Below are 19,258 nucleotides of genomic sequence, written 5' to 3' on the forward strand. Positions count from 1 at the left end.
ATGGCACAAACTTATTCCGTTTATGAAATTACTTTACAGATAAAAGAGCTTTTGGAATCCGGCTTCGGATATGTTTCGATTGAAGGAGAAATTTCCAACTTCCGTCCCTCGGCGGCGGGGCATCTTTATTTTACGCTAAAAGATGAAAAGGCCTCGATTCAAGCCGTGATGTTTAAGGGAAAGACCCGCTCTTTGAGCTTTGTGCCCAAGGACGGGATGACTGTAAAAGCTGAAGGGGCAATTTCGGTATATGAGCAGCGCGGTTCCTATCAGATTATAATAGAAGAGATGAGCCTTGCAGGCGAGGGAAATATCTTAAAAATGCTGGAAGAACGTAAAAAAAAGCTTGCCGCAGAGGGCATTTTTGATTCTGAAAGAAAGAAACCTTTGCCTTATTTTCCGAAACGGATTGCCGTAATTACAAGTCCCACAGGAGCCGCCGTTCGGGATATTATAAATGTAGTAAAAAGACGGAACGAAAAAATAGGCATAGTTGTTCTTCCTGCAATCGTACAGGGAGAAGAGTCCGCTCCTGTCTTAATCAGGCAGCTAAAAATTGCCGATGAAAAAAACTTGGGCGACCTTATCATAATAGGAAGGGGAGGCGGCTCTTTGGAAGACCTCCTTCCATTTTCGGATGAAGATCTTGTCAGGGCAATAGCTGCCTGCAAGACCCCCGTCATTTCTGCAGTAGGGCACGAAATAGATTGGGCTCTCTCCGATTTTGCCGCCGACATGAGGGCTCCCACCCCATCCGCCGCCGCAGAGCTGGCCGCTCCAATCTTAAACGATATTATGTACTCCATAGCCGTAAATCGGGAAGACCTTACACAAAATATTGAAAACCGCATCGAAAGGATAAGACTCATGTTAAATAATTTTAAGCCAGATTCATTGGAGCTGCGCTTTAGAAACATTCAGCAGCCCCTTCTTGCAAGATTTGACAATGCAAAGGAAGAAATCTTATCCGCTATGCAAGATCGATGTAAGGAGTTTCGTCAACGGCTTTTAGTTTTAAATAAGATTTTGGAAGGGGCGAACCCTCAAGGTATCTTGGACAGGGGCTACTCCATTGTCCGTAATGCCGAAACGGGAAAAACTATCCGCTCCTTTTCCCAAGTTAAAGAAGGCGAAAGCCTTTTAATTCAGCCTTCAAAAGGAAAAATCGAGGCCGAGGTAAAAAAAGCAATGAGCTAAAACTCAATTTATCTCTACAGCAAGAGCCTTCTTATTCCGATACAATAAAAAGAACTGTTTTACAGAATCTATTTTTTAATTATGGAGGTTCTTATGAAAAGAACTGTAGGGCTTGTTGTGCTTCAGATTGCTTTAGCTTTCTTTTTGATTGTTGCAGGTGTTTTAGGTCTTATCCGCTCAACTGCAGGAGAATTAGGCCAGACTATTGCTCTTTTGGATGCCGTCTTTAAAAGCCGAACAATAACAACGGTTATTATAATAACTTTGGCTGTATCTGAATTGATTGCAGGTGTATTTTTGATTGTAGAATTTTTTTCGGGCGAAATTCGTTTGACCGGTATAATTCTAATTGTTTTTATGATTTTATGGATTGTAAATATTGTACTAATAGATATTATCGGTCCCATCAATGGTAATACTTTTACAAGCACAATGTCCGTATTAAATTATCTTTCACAACTTTCAAGGCACCTAATGATTCTGGGTGCTATTATTGCAGTAAAGGATAAAAGCCGAGTTTAAACTATCTCGATTGATGAATGGCAAATGCCGATTGTCATTTGTCATTCATCACAATTTACAAATTCAATTCTTATTTGATAAAAGCCATGCTGAACCATGGAATGTATGTGATTAAAAGCAAGATAATAAATTGAACAGCCAGATAGGGTAGAATGTTTTTTACTATTTTTATTACAGGCTTTTTAAATGTATAACTTGCTATAAAAAGGTTCATTCCTATAGGCGGTGTCAAAAAGCCGAGAGCTAGGTTAGTTAAAAATATTACTCCGGTATGTACCGGATGTATACCGAAACTTTCGGCAACAGGAATTATAAGGGGCGATACTACCAAGATAGCCGAGTATAAGTCCATAATACAGCCTACTACCAACAGCAAAATATTTAATAGCAGCAAAAATAAAACCTTTGAACCGACAAAGGTAATTGCAAAATCCGAAAGCATTTCGGGGATTCCTGCATAGACTAAAAATAAGGCCAGCCCCTTTGCAGCTCCTATTATTACAAGCACTCCTCCTGCGACGGGAATACTTTGTAAAATAACGTCGATAGCTTTTTTTATGCTCAAGTCCTTTCTTATAAAAACTTCCAGCACAAACGAATATAAAACCGTAAAGGCTGCGGTTTCAAAAAGGGTAAAATATCCTCCAAAATACACAATTACTATCAATATGGGAAGAAGAAGCTCTAAAAAACCTGCCTTAAAACTTTGAGCAAGAGCTTCTTTTGAAAACCTAATTCTTTTTGAGTTTTTATCTTTTATGATTCCTATGACCATCATAGACAAGGCTAAGAGTGCTCCCGGAAGAATGGCTCCCTTAAAGAGGTCAAATATGTTTACGGTCATAAAATTGGTTGCCCCATAGACTATAACGGCCAAACTTGGAGGTAACAAGAGACCTATGGAACCGGATGCTGTTATAAGGGCTTCCGAGTCATCTTCCGAATAGGCCGAACCTTTTAAAATTACGCTTAAAATCCCTCCCAGGGCTAAGATGGTTACTCCCGATGCTCCCGTGAAGGTTGTAAAAAATGTTGCAACCAATACTGCTGCAATCACAACGCCGCCCCTTATACAGCCGACAGAGCTTTTAACAAAATCCAAGAGCCTTTTTCCGGCACTTCCTCCTGCCAAAAGATAGCCTGCAACCGTAAATAGAGGAATTGCAGCTATGGATGTATCCGTTAAGATGTTATAGGTTTCCATGGGGATACTCTCTACGTAGCCTCCTGTGGTCATAAAGGCAAAATATGCCAGACCTGAAAGCACAATGTAAAGAGGCATACCGAAAAGGCTGAATACGGTAAAAATTAAAACAATCAGCCAAATAGCATTTTCAGAAAAAATTTGCACGGACTCGGAAATACCGGTTAAAAGATTTGCAAGACCTGAATCGTTTATTTCAGGGTACCACGAACCGAATACTAAATTTAAAAGGCCCAAAATAGAGCCCGTACTTATTAAAAGTCCTATTAAAAGCCCTGCTATGCTTGAAACTATGCACTTGTTTCTCTTTATTTCCAATGCAAGTATTATTAAGTACATCGGAGGGAGGGCAGAGAAGAAAATTTTTATCGGGATATATAAAACACGATCTTCTGAAGATAGCATATTGTAGTTTGGGAATACGGAGAAAAATACGGCTGTAAGAATTGCTATATTTACACAGGATAAAAATGCATTTATTATCAACTGAACTTTTTTATCTAATTTGAAAGTAAAAACTTCTATATTCAGTTGTTTTTTTCCTATTGTTGTGATAAGACCTGCAAGGCAGGCAAAAACAAAGACCAGCTGAACAATCAACCGCTCATACTCTAAACTATTTCCGCCTAAATTTGCAAGTATATGGCTTACAAAAGGCAGTACAATCAGTACTGCCGTAAGAGCTAGAATAAAACCATTAACTACCTTTTTCATTCCGATATAATATACTTATTTTCGGTATGCTTCAAGCTGTTTTGTTATTTTTTCGTATATTTCCGCATTGATGATATTAGGAAGTGTTTTTTGAACTTTTTTCATATCTTCATGGAATTCTTTTGTCCATTCCTTTTTTTGTTGAGGATTAAGGCTTATTATTTTTATACCGCCTTGTTTCATTTCTTTTGCATATTCCCTTTCCATATCTTCAAGGGCGGCGTTTAGACTTTTTGTTGTTTTATTCATTGCTTCCAGCATTGCCGGTTTATACTGATCAGGGATAAGTGCCCAAGATTCATCCGACATAACAAAGCCTGCCATTATAGGACATAGACGTGCATCAAGCATATAGGATACGTCCTTGTATAGTCTTAGTGTATAAGCAAGAATAGAAACCGATGCAAAACTCCTTGCTCCTGCCGAGGCCTTTAATTCTTGAGTGAATTTGGCGGGTAGTACGGGTAATACATTAAAACCTGAGACTTTTAGCACATCCGTAAAATCCTTTGTGTCATTTGAGCACAGCATTTTTATCTTTTTTAACTCATCAAGGCTTGAATAGGAATCCTTTGTATAAAATGAAAGCCATCCTACATTGGACCATGTTATAAGCTTACATCCGTTTTTTTGTATTTCGCTTTCAAAGGCATATCCGTATTTGCTTAAAACCAAATCAAGCTCTTCCTGACTTTGTATTAAAAATGGCAGGGAAAGGGTAAAAATTTTTGCATTCGGTGCAAGTTCATTTAAGCCAACCGGAGTTAAAATTGCACCGTCAATTTGAGGTCTTTGTCCGGGGCGTGAAGGTTTCATCTTTACAACTCCTGCTTTTTCTCCCCCAAGGACGGTCATATCCATAAACCTGATGCTTACAAGACCCTTTGTTATCTTATTCCATTCTTGGGCTAACTTTTTTAATTCGATATCCCAAGGTGTTCTCGACGGGGCACTGCTTGCAATCTTTAAAATAATCTTCTGTTGAGCAAAGATGCATGAAACCGTTATCAGCACAAAAAAAACGAACAATAATTTTTTCTTCATTTTATATCTCCCAATATAAACATGTCTTTATTTTCTTTTAGCCATTCCGCATATCTTTGTGAAATGCTGATGACCAGCTTATTATCCGGATCCGATTCGGGATTGACAGCCAAAGCTTTTTCTATTGCTTCATCAAATCCTTTACTGTCTTGCTTAGCTACACAAAAAGAGAGGGCATAGGTTACATATATTGAAGGACTTTTTCCTTGAGAAAGCTCAAGCGCTTTTTTATAGGCATTTTCGGCCTTTTCAATATTACCGCCTAGGCTGTCCGGTGCGGAGGCATAGAATTTTGCTAAAATTTCCCATGTTGCCCCGTCAGAATAGCTAGGATCAAGGCTGCAAACCTTTTCGAGCATAAGTCTTGCTCCTTGAACTTTTTGTAAACATTGAATATCCAAAGGATCAAGGGAAAAGGCGGCCAAGATACCGGCTCCCGCCCAGTGCAGGGCTTCCGTGTCATAGGGCTTACAGTTTTTTAGCATTGCTTCTATTTTTTCCGTATTGTCGGAGTTTATAGCTTCGGTAAATCCGGGATAAGCCATGTCTAAGGCTGAAAGAATTTTGTTATAGCCTCTTTTATAAAACTTTTTTGCTCTATTAAAAGCCTTGTCTTTTTTATCGTACTCGTCATCCGAAAGATAGGCCGCAGGACCTTCTACGAATACATTCGAATACATTATATAGAGCTCGCCTGTCATTATGGCAAGCCCCCTATGTGCGGGGTTTGCTATGTGCATTCCCTCATAGAGTTTTAAAATGATGGGAAAAACTTCCCCGACAAGCTCTACATCATCTTCTCCGGTTAAAGCCGTAATTGGGTTCGGAGCATCGGGAGCAGGTTTTGTTTTTTTTTCAGGAAGGGGAGCCATTGCATTGGCTGCCGAATTATAGGCCATTTTTTTTATCGAACAAGAAGAAAAAATCAAGCCGATAATAATGATGAGTGTAAAGATAATCTTATTTTTCATTTTTCCAGTCCTCTATAAATTTTTCGTAGGCTGCGATTGAAGCGGAAAGAGCTATTTCATGCACCTTACTGCGTCCGGCAATATTGTTTCCTTCCAATATGTATAGAGCGTCTAAGGTACCTTGCAGGTCTTCGATGGAGCAGTCATTGGAATTTGCCCTTCTTCTAGTTAAAACCCTTATTTCGTCATCAAAGAGCTCGTTAAATTTTTGTGTTTCCCAGTCTGTAATTTCCGACACATTTTCCGACATAAGGACAATATACTCAATTTTGATACTTTTTACAAGAAGTACTCTTCGTCTTTTTAATGTACTTGACACATCTTCATTTTAAGAATAGACTAGGCCTCAACACGATAAATTTTTAGGAGGCGGAATATGGCAAGAAAAATAAAACTTGTACTGGGTGTAATAGGTTCTGATTGTCATGCTGTCGGTAATAAAATTTTGGATTACTCTTTGACCGAAGCCGGTTTTGAAGTAACCAATATAGGCGTTTTAAGCCCCCAAGAAGACTTTATAAATGCAGCCCTTGAAACGAATGCGGATGCGATTTTGGTATCTTCGCTTTACGGTCAAGGAGAGCTGGATTGCAAGGGTTTACGCGAAAAATGCGATGAAGCCGGCTTAAAAGGGATTAAGCTTTTTGTCGGCGGAAACATAGTTGTAGGTAAACAGGATTTCAATGAGGTACATAAGCGTTTTACCGCAATGGGTTTTGATCATGTTTATCCGCCGGGAACACCGGTCGAAACGACTATTAAAGATTTACATGCCGACTTTCCGGATCACGCATAGGACTTAAGAGAGCGCATTAAGATTTACTCAAAATGAACTGCTATTTATTTGTTGACTTTGGAAGTACTAATACAAAAGTAACTCTTGTAGATATCGAAAAAGAAGACATAATCGGTACGGCAAAGGCTTATACTACTGTTGAAACTGATGTTATGACAGGCTATAATAATGCCCTTGAGCTTTTGCACAAAAAAACCGGAATGGATTATACGGTGGTAAAAAGCCTTGCCTGCTCCTCGGCGGCAGGGGGCTTAAAGATAATTGCCATAGGCCTTGTGCCGGAACTTACAAGCGAGGCAGCAAAACGGGCAGCCCTCGGTGCCGGAGCCAAGGTAATTCACACTTACAGCCACAATCTCAACAAGAGTGAAGCTGAGGCGATCGTAAACTCAAGTGCGGATATAATCCTCTTGGCCGGAGGCACAAACGGCGGCGATTCACGCTGTATAATCCACAATGCGCAGATGCTTGCAGATTACGGAGTACGGGTTCCTGTCGTTGTTGCAGGCAACAAGAGTGCCGAAGATGAAATCATAGAGATATTTAAAGACAAGGTAGAGTTTCACTTGGCCGAAAACGTAATGCCGAAGATAAACAAGCTCAATGTTGAAAGTGCACGTGAAACAATCCGCAGTATCTTTATGAATAATATCGTGCATGCAAAGGGTATGACCCATGTCGAAAACAATATAGATAATATCCTGATGCCGACCCCTGCTGCCGTCCTAAAGGCGGCTCAAACTCTATCCGAAGGTACTGAAAATGAAGCCGGTTTAGGAGACCTCATTGTCTTGGATATAGGCGGGGCTACAACCGACGTTCATTCCGCTGCTGAAGGAGATCCGACTCAAGGCTCTGTCTTTTTGTATGGTCTCCCTGAAGCCTTTTTAAAGAGGACAGTGGAAGGCGACCTTGGTATGCGTTACTCACTTCCGACAGTTGCTGATGTTCAAGGCCCTCATGGGCTTAGACACTATCTTTCAAAAGAGTATAAGTACAATATTGAAGAAGAAGTCAAAAAACGGAATGAGCACACCGATTTTATTTCTGAAAACGAAAAAGATTTGGCATTTGATTGTGCTGTTGCCAAGGTTTGTGCCGATGTTTCTATGGGCAGGCACGTAGGAGTTTTGACCCCTGTCTATACGGGCTGCGGTGCCAGCTTTCAGCAAGAGGGAAAGGATTTAACCCAGCTGCGTTATATAATAGGAACGGGCGGAATCTTAGTTTATAATTCCCATTATAAGGAAATTATGGAAGCATGCAAATTCCGTGAGGATGATCCTTTTAGCTTAAAACCTAAAAATCCTCAGTTTCTTCTTGATAAGGAGTATATACTATCGGCCATGGGGCTTTTGGCTACCGAAGATCCTGATATGGCCATAAGAATAATGAAAAAACATTTGGTATAAGCCGATATTTTATCATCTTTTCAATTTTGTATTGACTTTTTATGCGTTTTAGTGTAGTATGAGCCCTTAAATGTATGGTAAGGCCGCATAATGGTGCGGCAGATATGCTTTTTTAATTTTAGATATTTTGTAGTGGAGGATTGAGTATGGCTGTACCAAGAGCGAATACATCAAAAGCTAGAACAAGACGCCGACGCGGTGTTAATATGCGTTTACAAGCGCCAAATCTTGTTGAGTGTTCCGGATGCGGTAACTTGATTATGCCTCATCATGTATGCCCCAAATGCGGGTTTTATAAAGGCAAGCAGGTTATTAACCCCGATAAATTAGACTAAAGGAGATAGTTTATGGATGATTTATTCAAAAAGATTCAGCAATTAATTGCAACAAAGTTGGAAATCGATGAAGACAAGGTTACATTGGATTCTTCTTTCCGACAGGATTTAGGTGCCGATAGTCTTGACACCTATGAACTTGTTTATGCTCTCGAAGAAGATATGGGCATTAAGATCCCGGACGAAAAGGCTAATGAGTTTGAAACAGTCCGCGACGCCTATGAATTTATCAAATCTCAGCAAAAATAAGTTTTGTTTTTAAGGAGCAGCTCTTTGTTTCCGATAAAAAGCGGTCTTGAACCCAAGAGGAAGCAGGAGCTCCTCGAGTTCCAAAAGCAAGCGGGGTTGAAATTTAAAGATCTACGCTTGCTTGATCTAGCCTTCCATCACAGGTCTTTTTCCAACGAACATAATAATTTCCACGCAAATAATGAACGTCTCGAGTTTTTAGGGGACTCCGTACTCGGGCTTGTCGCTGCTTCCTATCTTTATAATTCTTTTAAAGATAAGCCGGAGGGGGAGCTTGCAAAGATAAAGGCTTCTGCTGTTTCCGAGGAAGCTCTTTCAAAGACTGCTTCTAAACTGAATATAAGTAATTACTTGGTTTTAGGAAGGGGAGAGGAAATGTCCGGCGGAAGAGAGAAAAAGGCCATCCTTGCCGATGCCCTTGAAGCCGTTATCGGAGCCTACTATATTGATTCGGGTTTTAAAACAGCTCAAAAATTTGTTCTAAGGCTTTTGGAATCTACCATCAATTCGGTATTAGAAAAGAAGTTTATAAGTGACTATAAATCCCTCCTTCAGGAATTGGTACAAAAGAAATTTAAAACGGTTCCCAAGTATGAGCTTAAAAAGGCAAGCGGTCCCGACCATGACCGCACTTTTTGGTTTTCGGTTTCGGTAAACGGTAAAGTTTACGGTCCCCTTTCAGGTAAAACAAAAAAAGAAGCTGAACAGTCTGTAGCAAAAGTAGCCTATGAAAACCTGTGTTCAGAGTCCACTGTGTCAAAATAACTCTATTTAAAATGAAATTTTGGCACAGTGGTGTTTTTTGTAACGATTTCATTTGTATTTTCTATGTTTAAAAATCAAAAATCTGTTTATTTTAATTATTTCGATTTTATAATTCTATATCCAATATAAAATTATAAAATTATGTCAAAAACCGCCTCTTTTCTTATAGATTGGCATAGAAATTGCTTATATATAAGTGACAGCTTAAACAGCCGGCTCAAAGAGCCGCTCATTGAGCTTGAAAGAACAACTTATAAGCAGGAGGTGCTTTATGAATAGTTTAAGTCTTTTTAGTCCGTCTTTTACGGACAGCGTATTTGATGCCCTTGATAAGAGCTTGGGTCCCAATTTTGGAGTTTTTGCTCCGATCAAGAATGCAAGCTGCGGAATGCCGAGTGTCGATATCCGCGAAACCGAAAAAGCCTATGTTATGGAAGTAGATCTTCCGGGTTACAGCGAAAAAGATGTTGAAATCAGTTTAAAAGATAGGCTTATGACAATCTCATCTTCCAAAAAAGAAGAAAAGGAAGATAAGGGAGCAGAGTACATCATAAAGGAGCGAAGTTCAAGGCATTTTATGAGGCGTTTTACCTTGCCTGAGGATATAAACTCCGATGAAGTTTCTGCAAAATTTGAAAACGGTGTTTTGGTTGTAAATATTCCGAGAAAACCTGATACCCAGCCAAAACAAATAGAAATCAAAACTGCATAAAAAACTACCTCTGTTCACCAGCTTACCTGCGTCTTGCCTTAGGGCAGGGCGCAGTTTTTTTATAATGCTTTGTGTAAAAACTGCCGATAAAATTATCGATGGTTTCCGTATATAGACAATATGAAAATTCCAATTCCTCTGTTTTAACCAATTCGCTTTTGCGCAGGGAATTTCTTTACGGTCTAAAATTTTTTGCCGTACAAGAGAATTTTATGAGCGAGCAAGGCGCTGTATTGCGTATGAGGATTTCTTTGGCCTGCGTAGAAGCCAGAGCTGTGGTTATTGATGCCTATATTCAAACCGACGGAAACCTGTCATACCTCTTTGTTTTATGCTCATCGATTCTGCCTCCTCAAGTTTTTTCTGAAACCGTAAAAAATATCCTTCCGAATGCGGTTATCGAAGAATTTTATAAGACTCAGGCTGAAGGCTATTTGGAATCGGCCTCTCAAGAGGCGCTGGCAAAAAAGCCGATCCCGTTTTTCTCACCCGCAGGAGTAAATTCCGAATCAAACCATCTTTTAATTTCTCTTTTTATTGAGCATAGGGCTGTCCTTTTGGAGAACAAAAAGGGCGGCCTTTTGGAAAAAAGCCTAAAAAAAGGCTCTCGAAGTCTTTTAAATGAGGCTTCCGAAATACGCAAATATTCTGCTGCAAATTTGGATCTAAACATCTTGTTGTTTCAAAAAGAAAATCTAATCCTTTCGGTTCCGGTTTTTCAGGTCAAAAAAATCGATAAGGATGTTTTTCAAAAAAAGTTTATTCAAATTTTTCCCGAATATGGAGGAAAAAAAATCTATGTAGATGATGTCTTTTGTATAAAAAACATAGATCTTTCCAAAGTAAATTTTACCAAAAGGTTGAAAAGGGGTATATATAGAATCACAATACCCGGTGCTAAGACTATCATGGAATTTAACCTTTTAGTTCCTTCGATGTATGAGTGAACCCCTATGCGCTATCCTGTTTCAAAAAAAAATAAATAAAATATAAAAATGTAAATTCTTAAAAACTTTTCTATATTCCGTCGCTATAAAATAAACAATTCTTTTTTCAAAATTTTACTATTTATTCAACTTAGAACCCTATAATTATGTGAAGACAGGCAAGAATAATTTGCTGTTTTAAGGAGAAAAGTTATGTCAAATGAACAAACTATTTTAAACCCCAAAACCGATTGGGTTTTTAAGCTGATGTTTTCCAAAGGCGAAGAAGGAAATAAGGCTCTTATAAGTTTCCTAAACGCTTTTTTGGAAGATTCTTACGGTAAAATCAAAAAGGCAGAAATAATAAACACCGAGCTTATCAGGGATAGGCCTTCGGGAGAAACTTACCGCCTCGATTTTTTGATTCGTGCGGAGGGTTTAATACCCCGACGCTCTGCGTCGTAACAAAGGGTATTAAAGCCGACTGCAACCACCTTATGAGAACAACATACCCCGATGCTTTGCGTCGGGGTTGTTGATTAGAACCGACAACGGTCTTCTTGTAGACCTTGAGATGCAGCAGTTTTGGAAAACAAATTATCATCGCAGAAGTCAAATGTACCTCATGCGCCTAGCTTCCCGCTTTTTAAAGACTGAACCCAAAGAGGACGATTTTTTGTACGCTATAAGTCTTTCCGTTTTCGGCTGCGATGTTCCTAAAAACGCAGAGCTTGTAAAGATGTCTGAGAGCTCAATAATTCAATATCTTTATGTTGAATTAAACGAGCTAATAGGTTATACTATGAAAAAGAGATTGGAAGAGTATAGCTTAAAAGATTTTTGGATAAGATTTTTAGCCAACTATGAAGAAGACAAAAAAAGCGGAATGTTGGAAGAATTGTGTAAATTAGAGGAGGGTATAAAAATGGCAGAAGCAACACTCTTTAGGGTAACTGATGAAGAGAGGCGAATGGCAATAGAACTCTCTGACGAAAAATACCGGATGTATGTGGAAGATGAACGCAGTGAAGCTAGAAGAGAGGGCTTGGCAGAAGGCCGAACTGCCGGTTTAGCTGAAGGCTCATATCAAGCAAAAGTGGAATTGGCTGCGTCTTTTAAAAGACTTGGTGTTGATATTGGTAAAATAGCTGAAGGTACAGGCTTGAGCCGAGAAAAAATAGAAGCGCTCTAGCTTAAAAAAGCCTATAGACAGGTCCTAAATTTTTGTGTAAACTTTATTCCTATGCGCTATCCTGTTTCAAAAAAAATGAGTGAAATCGCTTCTATTTTTTTTAATGCCGGTTTTTCGGCCTATCTTGTGGGCGGAGCTGTGCGGGACTGGTTTTTAGGAAAGCCGTGCAAGGATTATGATATAGCTACCGATGCCGAACCCAAGGAAGTTCAAGCCCTTTTCCATAAGACGATTCCTACGGGGATAGCCCACGGTACGGTTACTATTCTTTACAAGGGCGAAAAAATAGAATGTACTACCTTCCGCTGTGAGGCCGATTATTCCGACGGCCGAAGACCTCAGAAGATTAACTATGTCCGTTCAATCGAAGAAGATTTGAGCCGCAGAGACTTCACTATGAATGCAATAGCCGTTTCTTTAAAGGACGGCTCCATTGTTGACCCTTTTGAGGGCGTAAAATCGATAAAATCAAAAACCATTAAAACCGTCGGCTCTCCCCTTGACCGCTTTGGGGAAGACGGCTTGAGACCTATCAGGGCGATCCGCTTTGCTTCACAGCTGGGCTTTAAGATAGAAGAAGAAACCTTAAAAGCGATTCCTTTAAGTATTGAAGTTTGCAAAAAAGTTTCGATAGAAAGGTTTCGGGACGAATTCGTTAAAATGCTTTTAAGTGAGCATCCTATAATTTCTTTAAGGCTCTTGGAGGATACGGGGCTTTTAAAAGTCTTTTTGCCCGAGCTTTCGGATTGCCGCGGGGTTGAGCAAAAAGGAATGCACTCCTTCGATGTGCTTGACCACAGCTTTTTAAGCTGCGATACCGCTCCGCAAGATAATCCGATTGTACGATTGGCTGCCCTTTTCCACGATATAGGAAAGGTAAGCACCAGAGAAAAAAATGAATACGGCGATTATACATTTTATAAGCATGAGGCGGTTTCGGAAAAACTTACCAAAAAGATAATGCAGCGTTTAAAATTCCCGAATAAGGAAATTGAAGAGGTTTCTCATCTGGTGGGGCTTCACATGTTTCATTATACGGAAGATTGGAGCGATGCTGCCGTCCGCCGCTTTATAGTCAGAACCGGAGTAGAAAATATTCCTAATCTCTTCGATTTAAGAAGAGCAGACGGTTTCGGCATGACGGGACAGGCTCCCGATTTAAGCAATTTGGTTTCCTTTAAAAAGAGGCTTGAAAAAGTCATAGCCGAAGATTCTGCCCTGAGTTTAAAAGATCTGGCCGTCGGCGGCAGAGAGCTGATGGAAATCGGAATTCCTGCAGGGCCTAAACTCGGCATAATCTTACAAAAGCTATTTGAAGCTGTTCTTGAAGACCCTTCACAAAATACCAAGACTCAACTTTTAAAAATTGCGGAAGCAATAAATTCCAATTTAAGCAAATAAATCTAAGGAAAACCTCAAAAACTGAAGTTTTTAGAGGTTCCCATAATATAAAAAATATGATAAGTTAAGATATGTTTGTAAAATTAGATGCAGAATTGACACCGATTGATCCTCGGGCCGAAAAAATAACGGGGCCTGTTGCCGGCTATATAAGATTTAAAGAACTCATCGAGCTTCAAGGGCTTTTAGGCCTAGATCCTCTTTTTATCGAGCAATGCAGCGATTTTTCCCAACAAAATACCCTCGGCGTTTGGGAAGACTACAGTTTCGGTGTTATAAATATAGTCGAAATGGAAAACATTTTTAAAGACCGTGATACGATAGGTCTTTATATATCGAAAAATCTTTTTTTGGCAATAGAAATTATCGACAAGGACTATTCTACCCAAAAGGCCTTTGAAACTGCCTTACAGCAAACTATAGTTCGTGAAAGAAATATTCCGCGTATTCTTAACCGTTTTTTTAAAGAGCTTATCAAGTCCCATGCCGGTGTCTATCACCGTTTTAGAAAAAAAATATCGGAACTGGAAATGCGGGTTTGGGAAAAAATAGAAGAAGACAGTCACTTTGAAACGGAGCTTTCAAATATAAACAACGAGCTTTTAACCCTCTTTAGTTATTATGATCAGTTGGAAGATTTTTGCCAAGAGCTGGCCGAAAACGAAAACGAAATTTTTACCGAAGAAGAGTTGACAATCATAAATCTGCTTTCCAAAAGGGTAGAGCGTTATGGAGCAAATATCCGTATTTTAAGGGAGTATTCAAATCAGTTACGGGAATCCTATCAAGCTCAGCTGGACCTCCATCTAAATAAGATTATGAAAATCTTTACGGTTGTAACTACAATCTTTCTTCCTCTGACTCTTGTAGCGGGCTGGTACGGTATGAACTTTACCCACATGCCTGAGCTTTCATGGAAGTACGGCTATATTACGGTTATAATATTGAGTATTGCCATCGTTGTTTTAGGACTTTGCTGGTTTAAAAAGAAAAAACTGATATAAAAATTCTTATTGCCTAATTTACTTTAGATACCTTGACAGGTTATGTATATTATGTTATAATATACATATGTTAAACAAACAGGAGATATTACGCGGACTTACCGATACGCTTATTTTAGGCCGGCTGTATTCTAAGGACAGTTACGGTTATGAAATAAATAAACAAATTCATCAAAAGAGTTCATCCTTATTTCAACTTACCGAAGCAACATTGTACACTGCCTTTAGACGGTTGGAAGCGGCAGGACTTTTAACTTCCTATTGGGGTGATGGCGATACGGGTGCCCGAAGGCGGTATTATTCAATCACAAAAACGGGGAAAAAGTTGTACCGTGAAAATGTAAACGATTGGGAAGAATTTTCCGCTGCTATTTCCGGTTTGCTTGAATTATAGGAGAATAGAGGAGAAGGTAATGAACGAGAAAATTAAAAACTATGTAGGGCTTCTTTTTGAAGGTGTTCCTCAAAGCCGCAAAGCTATCGAGCTGCGGAATGAAATTTTGGCAAACTTAAATGACCGGTTTGAAGCATTGCTGGCAGAAGGCAAATCCGAACATGAGGCTTACGGGTTTGCTATTGCAGGACTTGGAGATGTCGATGAACTTATTAAAACGGTTTTACCGGATAAAGAGATTACCGAAAAAATCGATAAAGAACGCAAGCGCAAAGGCTTTCTTACCTCAATTGCCGTAGCACTGTATATGCTTTCGCCTGCCGTGCTTATTTTTCTATCAACGTCTCGTTATGCCTATATTGGTGTTGCGCTGCTGCTTTCTATGGCGGCTGTTGCAACCTCCATTTTAATTTATGCAAATATGAGTACTCCAAGTGAAGTTCAATCTTATTTCAAAAAAGAAGAAAAAATATTTTCGCATGATAATTACGGTCCTAATAAAAACTATTTTTTCACATCGCTTGAAAAATTTTATTGGACATTAGTTCCGCTCGTTTATTTGGCGGTAAGTTTTTACACACACGCATGGCATATTTCATGGCTTATTTTTATTGCCGCCATAGCTGTTTGGCAAGGCGTAAAATTGCTTATTATTTGGTCTAATTATAAAGATGAGGAAAGCAAATGAAAAAAAATATTATTTTGGCTCTTGCCTGGTTTTGTTTGGCTTTTGCAGTCATTGCTTTTTTTACAAATGAATTACGCAGATTTAACCGGTCGGGATATAAAGATTTTATGAGATTCGGTATTGTAAACGGAAAATTTAATCCACATACTTCCGTGTTAAAAGAAATGCAATTTGATATAAACGAAATAAATTCTATAAAGGCATCGCTTATCAATGAAGACATAAAATTTATTCCGAGTAACGATGATAAAATTCTAGTAAAAATTATCGGCATCGAAGAAAATAAAGAACTTCCCGAAATAAAAAAAGAAAATGAAGCTCTCCTTATTACGGCTTCTAAAAATGAAAAAAAGAGATTTTTTTTCGGTTGGAATTATTCGCATAGAATCGAGATTTCCATACCGAGTGCCGAGTTATATATTGCAGAGAATACCGGAAACGGTATGACTGAAAATACAATAAGTGCATTTATCGAAAGCTCTTCTTCGGATATTAGGATTTATGACATTACACTAAAGAATTTACATTTTAAAAGTGTCAGTGGTGATGTGATTTTTAGAAATTCCAAGATTGAAAATCAATTTGAATTTAATACAAAATCAGGCGACATAAAAGGTGAAGCATTTATTTGCGGGTTTACCGGAACTTCCGTATCGGGAGATTTTAAATTAAGGTTTTTATCCGCACCTAAAAACGATTCTACATTTAACAGTACTTCAGGAGACTTTTCAATATATTTACCTAAAGATATAACCGGCTTTTCATGCGATTTTAATTCATCTTCGGGTGATTATAAAAATCATTTTACCGGCTCTTCCGCCGAAAAGAAAATATACGATGTCTATAAAACGGACAGCCCGCGGCTTTTTATAAAAACCGTTTCAGGAGATTGCAGAATTAGAAGCTAAAATATCCCTAAAACAGTCCTTATCATAAAAATTGTTTTCATCGGAGCTGTGATCGTCATACCAAATTTGTGCATAAAAAGGGACATTCTTTGCCTGTTCATCAAAATTCCATGGAGGACATGCGCATTCGGGGCACCAGTGCCCTGTTTTTAGAACAAGGAAAGGACTCGCTTTAAATTTATGGCCGTAAGCGCAGCTCCATTCAAGAGGAGTGTAGAGGTCGCCCTTTTTCATTTCGGTGCTTAAGCATTCGCCGCCCCTAAAACGGGCTGCCTCCCGTACATCGCTTATATCAAGTTCGTTTTCTTTTTTGGATTCGTCATAGCCGTGATTCAGCAAAAGGGAAGCGGCTTTTTTTTCATCTTTTAATTCGGAATAGTTCAGCATTTCTCCCGTTTTCGGATTTTTGTTTTCCGATAAAAGGTTATATTCTTTCCAGTTTTGAGGGATTTTTTCAAAGTCTTCTTTCGAGCCGAAAAAAGCCCTTATTCTGCCTTCAAAATTATTCTTAACCCAATAAAGAGGAGCATTGCTTGTTTTTAAAAGAGGTTCTATGGCAAATTTTCTAATAAGACGCGGAAATGGTTTTCCCAGCTTAAAATACCAAAATTTTTTATCGAGTTTTTTAAAAAAGTCCTCAAAGCCTTCATATTGAAAGTCAAGATAATCATTTAAAATACGGGAATCATAGAACCAGCCGCAGTGAAAGTTGCGGGCCGCATTCCAGTAGGGTTTAAAAATTTCCTTTGCCGATCTGCCCATGAGTTTAAAGCCTCGGTCTAGGGTTTCGTAACCGGTAACCCGTGCCTCTTTTCCGTTTCCTATATTATAGACCTTCTTCCAAAAATCTTCGGGCAAGGTGCCGCCTGTGTCTTTTTCGATGAGGTTTTTAAGCATGAGGCCTGAGGTGCGGGCTGTTGCCCATTCTATCGGAGTATTCCAGCCTGTGTGGAACATAAGGCCGTCATCCATGTTTTTAAGCATAATATCATCATATAAAACTCCCGACTGCCTCAAGGAAACCCAATATTTTAGGCCCGATTCTATTACTTCCCGCTCGGCCATAATCTTCGTAGCCCCGTAAAAGTCAAAGGCTGAACTTATTAAAGGGTCTCCTGTTCTTATCCATGGGTGTTTAAAGGTTCTGTTCCCGTATTGGGCGACCGTTCCTATATGAATAAATTTTATTCTGTCTTTTTGGGGTCGTTTTTTTACGGCATTTATCAAATTTAAGGTGCCCCAAAAGTTTGATTTATAGCCTGCATCGGGATTGTGGTCGATTACGGGAGGAATTATAGCTGCACAATGGATTATATAATCGGCATTTTCGACGGCTCTTTCGCAGTCGGCAAAGATTGATAAGTCTCCGAAGATAATTTTTAAAATATCCGGATATTTTTTTTGCAAAGATTTAGCTAAACGTATATTGACTTTTTTTGTCCGTAAGATTATGGTAATGCTATATTTTCCGGTTTCGGCAATTTGTTTTAATACTTCAGAGCCCATGGAGCCTGAAGCTCCGGTAATTAAAATAGTCTTTTTCATATGTCTATATTATAAAACTTTTTAGACTTTTGCAATAGGAATAAAAAAAAATATTCAAACTCCAATCTAAGCCCAAAACCGGGAATAAGTATAAGTCCTCTTGAAACAAAATAGAAAAAAAGATATAATCCGCTCTATAGTAATGGATGATTTTAAGGTAATTTCGTGGGAGGCTCTGGTTGAAGCAGCTCAGTCTGTTTTGACGGGTTCGGATTTTTTCCCCGAAGGAAAAGAAACAGCGATTAGTGTGGGCGGTTTTGACGGCCCCCATAAAGGCCATGATAAGCTTTTACGGCAGGTTTTAAACTATGCAGCCGAAAATGCCCTTGTTCCGGGGCTTGTTACTTTTTTCCGCTCGCCGGCAGCAGTAAAAAATAAGGCTTATTCGGGCGATGTTTCATCGCTCAGGCTAAGATTAAAAAAGTTTCAGGAATTAGGTTTTCATTTCATTGTACTTATTGACTTTTCCGCAAGTTTTGCTAAAATAGAGGGAACTGCGTTCTTTGATATTCTTATAAAGACTATCCGTATGAAGTATTTGGCTGTAGGCAGCGATTTTTTATGCGGATATCGCCGAGGATTGGGGGTTGACGATTTAAAAGAAATCGCCCCTCAGAAAGGCTTTTGCTTTGATTCCATCGATCCCGTAAATCGAGGCTCCCTTAAGATTAGCTCCAGTGCTATCAGGGAAGCTGTAAGTTTAGGGGATTTTTCCCTTGCAAAAGAACTTTTGGGTTATCCTTTTTTATTTGATTTCGTAAGTTTGCCGTGGGAGGTAAAGGACAAAAACAGCATTTTTGCTCCCAAAGCATATATATCGCAGATTCTTCCGCAAAGCGGGAAGTATAGGGTCTTGGTTCAAAAAACAGACAGACAAGAACAAGAAGCTCATTGCCTTATAAATGACGAGGGGCTGCTCTTGTGTTTTCCTGAAAAGGATTCAAAAGGTTTTGAGCTAAAAGACCTTAATAATTTTGACACTATAGAATTTATTTGTAAGGAGTAAGTAATGGCAGTTACTAAAGAACAAAAAGCATCGATTGTAAAAAAATTCGGTGCAAGCGAAAAAGACACAGGCGATGTAAAGGTGCAGATTGCCTTATTGACCGAAAAAATTAACCAGTTGACAAACCACTGCAAGGATCATCCTAAAGATGCAGGCAGCCGACGAGGTTTGATCAGCATGGTAGGTCATAGACGCAGTTTGCTTAAATACTACCGCAGAACAGACATTGAAGGTTATAGAACTATTCTTAAAGAACTTAACCTTAGAAAGTAG

General features: G+C 39.0%; 21 protein-coding genes and 2 pseudogenes. 18 read left to right on the top strand and 5 right to left on the bottom strand.

The features are described from left to right. Together xseA and E4N80_RS01995 are read left to right on the top strand one after the other, a co-directional pair. A complete protein-coding gene (gene xseA / locus E4N80_RS01990; protein WP_253700034.1) occupies positions 1–1,197 on the top strand; it encodes an exodeoxyribonuclease VII large subunit in 1,197 nt (398 codons plus the stop codon). 93 nt (positions 1,198–1,290) lie between these two features. Further along, positions 1,291–1,719 (top strand): hypothetical protein, encoded by a 429-nt coding sequence (locus tag E4N80_RS01995; protein WP_253700035.1) that lies wholly within the window; start codon positions 1,291–1,293, stop codon positions 1,717–1,719. A 70-nt stretch (positions 1,720–1,789) separates the two neighbouring features. On the opposite strand, the gene E4N80_RS02000 is transcribed toward E4N80_RS01995, so the two are convergent. The 4 genes from E4N80_RS02000 to E4N80_RS02015 are packed head-to-tail and all read right to left on the bottom strand — an operon-like array spanning position 1,790 to position 5,890. After that, entirely contained in the window at positions 1,790–3,637 is a 1,848-nt protein-coding gene (locus tag E4N80_RS02000; RefSeq protein ID WP_253700037.1) for a TRAP transporter large permease subunit, read from the bottom strand. 15 nt (positions 3,638–3,652) lie between these two features. Then, on the bottom strand, positions 3,653–4,681 hold the full coding sequence (dctP, locus tag E4N80_RS02005) for a TRAP transporter substrate-binding protein DctP (RefSeq protein WP_253700039.1): 1,029 nt from the start codon (positions 4,679–4,681) through the stop codon (positions 3,653–3,655). After that, a complete protein-coding gene (locus E4N80_RS02010; RefSeq protein WP_253700041.1) occupies positions 4,678–5,652 on the bottom strand; it encodes a TRAP transporter TatT component family protein in 975 nt (324 codons plus the stop codon). Before E4N80_RS02010 ends, dctP begins: the two co-directional genes overlap by 4 nt. Further along, positions 5,642–5,890 carry a hypothetical protein gene (locus tag E4N80_RS02015; protein ID WP_253701038.1) on the bottom strand — a complete coding sequence of 83 codons (249 nt, stop codon included), beginning with the start codon at positions 5,888–5,890 and terminating at the stop codon, positions 5,642–5,644. Before E4N80_RS02015 ends, E4N80_RS02010 begins: the two co-directional genes overlap by 11 nt. Before the next feature lie 138 nt (positions 5,891–6,028). Between E4N80_RS02015 and glmS the strand changes: the two genes are divergently transcribed. The 14 genes and pseudogenes from glmS to E4N80_RS02085 all read left to right on the top strand — a co-directional run bounded on the left by glmS (position 6,029) and on the right by E4N80_RS02085 (position 16,434). Beyond that, entirely contained in the window at positions 6,029–6,448 is a 420-nt protein-coding gene (gene glmS, locus E4N80_RS02020) for a methylaspartate mutase subunit S (protein ID WP_010696482.1), read from the top strand. Between the two features lie 32 nt (positions 6,449–6,480). Then, positions 6,481–7,860, top strand: coding sequence for a methylaspartate mutase accessory protein GlmL (gene glmL, locus E4N80_RS02025; RefSeq protein WP_253700049.1), 1,380 nt, complete (start codon positions 6,481–6,483; stop codon positions 7,858–7,860). 146 nt (positions 7,861–8,006) lie between these two features. Beyond that, the gene (gene rpmF, locus E4N80_RS02030) at positions 8,007–8,195 is read left to right on the top strand and encodes a 50S ribosomal protein L32 (RefSeq protein ID WP_002670496.1); all 189 of its coding nucleotides are present in this window, start codon (positions 8,007–8,009) and stop codon (positions 8,193–8,195) included. A gap of 12 nt (positions 8,196–8,207) precedes the next feature. After that, positions 8,208–8,444: an acyl carrier protein gene (acpP, locus tag E4N80_RS02035; protein WP_002689634.1), complete on the top strand. Its 237-nt coding sequence runs from the start codon at positions 8,208–8,210 to the stop codon at positions 8,442–8,444. A 24-nt stretch (positions 8,445–8,468) separates the two neighbouring features. Beyond that, positions 8,469–9,209 carry a ribonuclease III gene (gene rnc, locus E4N80_RS02040; protein WP_253700051.1) on the top strand — a complete coding sequence of 247 codons (741 nt, stop codon included), beginning with the start codon at positions 8,469–8,471 and terminating at the stop codon, positions 9,207–9,209. Positions 9,210–9,480: 271 nt separating this feature from the next. Continuing rightward, positions 9,481–9,921 carry an Hsp20/alpha crystallin family protein gene (locus E4N80_RS02045; RefSeq protein ID WP_253700058.1) on the top strand — a complete coding sequence of 147 codons (441 nt, stop codon included), beginning with the start codon at positions 9,481–9,483 and terminating at the stop codon, positions 9,919–9,921. 98 nt (positions 9,922–10,019) lie between these two features. Next, the gene (locus tag E4N80_RS02050) at positions 10,020–10,868 is read left to right on the top strand and encodes a hypothetical protein (protein ID WP_253700060.1); all 849 of its coding nucleotides are present in this window, start codon (positions 10,020–10,022) and stop codon (positions 10,866–10,868) included. Between the two features lie 192 nt (positions 10,869–11,060). After that, positions 11,061–11,269: pseudogene (locus E4N80_RS02055) on the top strand (hypothetical protein); the annotation flags it as partial. A 113-nt stretch (positions 11,270–11,382) separates the two neighbouring features. Beyond that, positions 11,383–12,039: pseudogene (locus tag E4N80_RS02060) on the top strand (PD-(D/E)XK nuclease family transposase); the annotation flags it as partial. A 51-nt stretch (positions 12,040–12,090) separates the two neighbouring features. After that, the gene (locus E4N80_RS02065) at positions 12,091–13,440 is read left to right on the top strand and encodes a CCA tRNA nucleotidyltransferase (protein WP_253700062.1); all 1,350 of its coding nucleotides are present in this window, start codon (positions 12,091–12,093) and stop codon (positions 13,438–13,440) included. A 71-nt stretch (positions 13,441–13,511) separates the two neighbouring features. Further along, the gene (locus E4N80_RS02070) at positions 13,512–14,444 is read left to right on the top strand and encodes a magnesium transporter CorA family protein (protein WP_253700064.1); all 933 of its coding nucleotides are present in this window, start codon (positions 13,512–13,514) and stop codon (positions 14,442–14,444) included. A gap of 67 nt (positions 14,445–14,511) precedes the next feature. Beyond that, entirely contained in the window at positions 14,512–14,838 is a 327-nt protein-coding gene (locus E4N80_RS02075) for a PadR family transcriptional regulator (protein ID WP_002670505.1), read from the top strand. Between the two features lie 19 nt (positions 14,839–14,857). Next, entirely contained in the window at positions 14,858–15,526 is a 669-nt protein-coding gene (locus E4N80_RS02080) for a permease prefix domain 1-containing protein (RefSeq protein ID WP_253700066.1), read from the top strand. After that, a complete protein-coding gene (locus E4N80_RS02085; RefSeq protein WP_253700067.1) occupies positions 15,523–16,434 on the top strand; it encodes a DUF4097 family beta strand repeat-containing protein in 912 nt (303 codons plus the stop codon). The genes E4N80_RS02080 and E4N80_RS02085 overlap by 4 nt, the downstream gene beginning before the upstream one ends. Here E4N80_RS02085 and E4N80_RS02090 read toward each other — a convergent pair. Further along, positions 16,408–17,979, bottom strand: coding sequence for an NAD-dependent epimerase/dehydratase family protein (locus tag E4N80_RS02090; protein WP_253700069.1), 1,572 nt, complete (start codon positions 17,977–17,979; stop codon positions 16,408–16,410). The genes E4N80_RS02085 and E4N80_RS02090 overlap by 27 nt on opposite strands. Before the next feature lie 142 nt (positions 17,980–18,121). On the opposite strand from E4N80_RS02090, the gene E4N80_RS02095 reads away from it, so the two are divergent. Together E4N80_RS02095 and rpsO are read left to right on the top strand one after the other, a co-directional pair. Beyond that, a complete protein-coding gene (locus E4N80_RS02095; RefSeq protein WP_253700071.1) occupies positions 18,122–18,985 on the top strand; it encodes an FAD synthetase family protein in 864 nt (287 codons plus the stop codon). A 3-nt stretch (positions 18,986–18,988) separates the two neighbouring features. After that, a complete protein-coding gene (rpsO, locus tag E4N80_RS02100) occupies positions 18,989–19,258 on the top strand; it encodes a 30S ribosomal protein S15 (RefSeq protein ID WP_002671840.1) in 270 nt (89 codons plus the stop codon).

Source organism: Treponema denticola, from assembly GCF_024181605.1.
Classification (GTDB): domain Bacteria; phylum Spirochaetota; class Spirochaetia; order Treponematales; family Treponemataceae; genus Treponema_B; species Treponema_B denticola_B.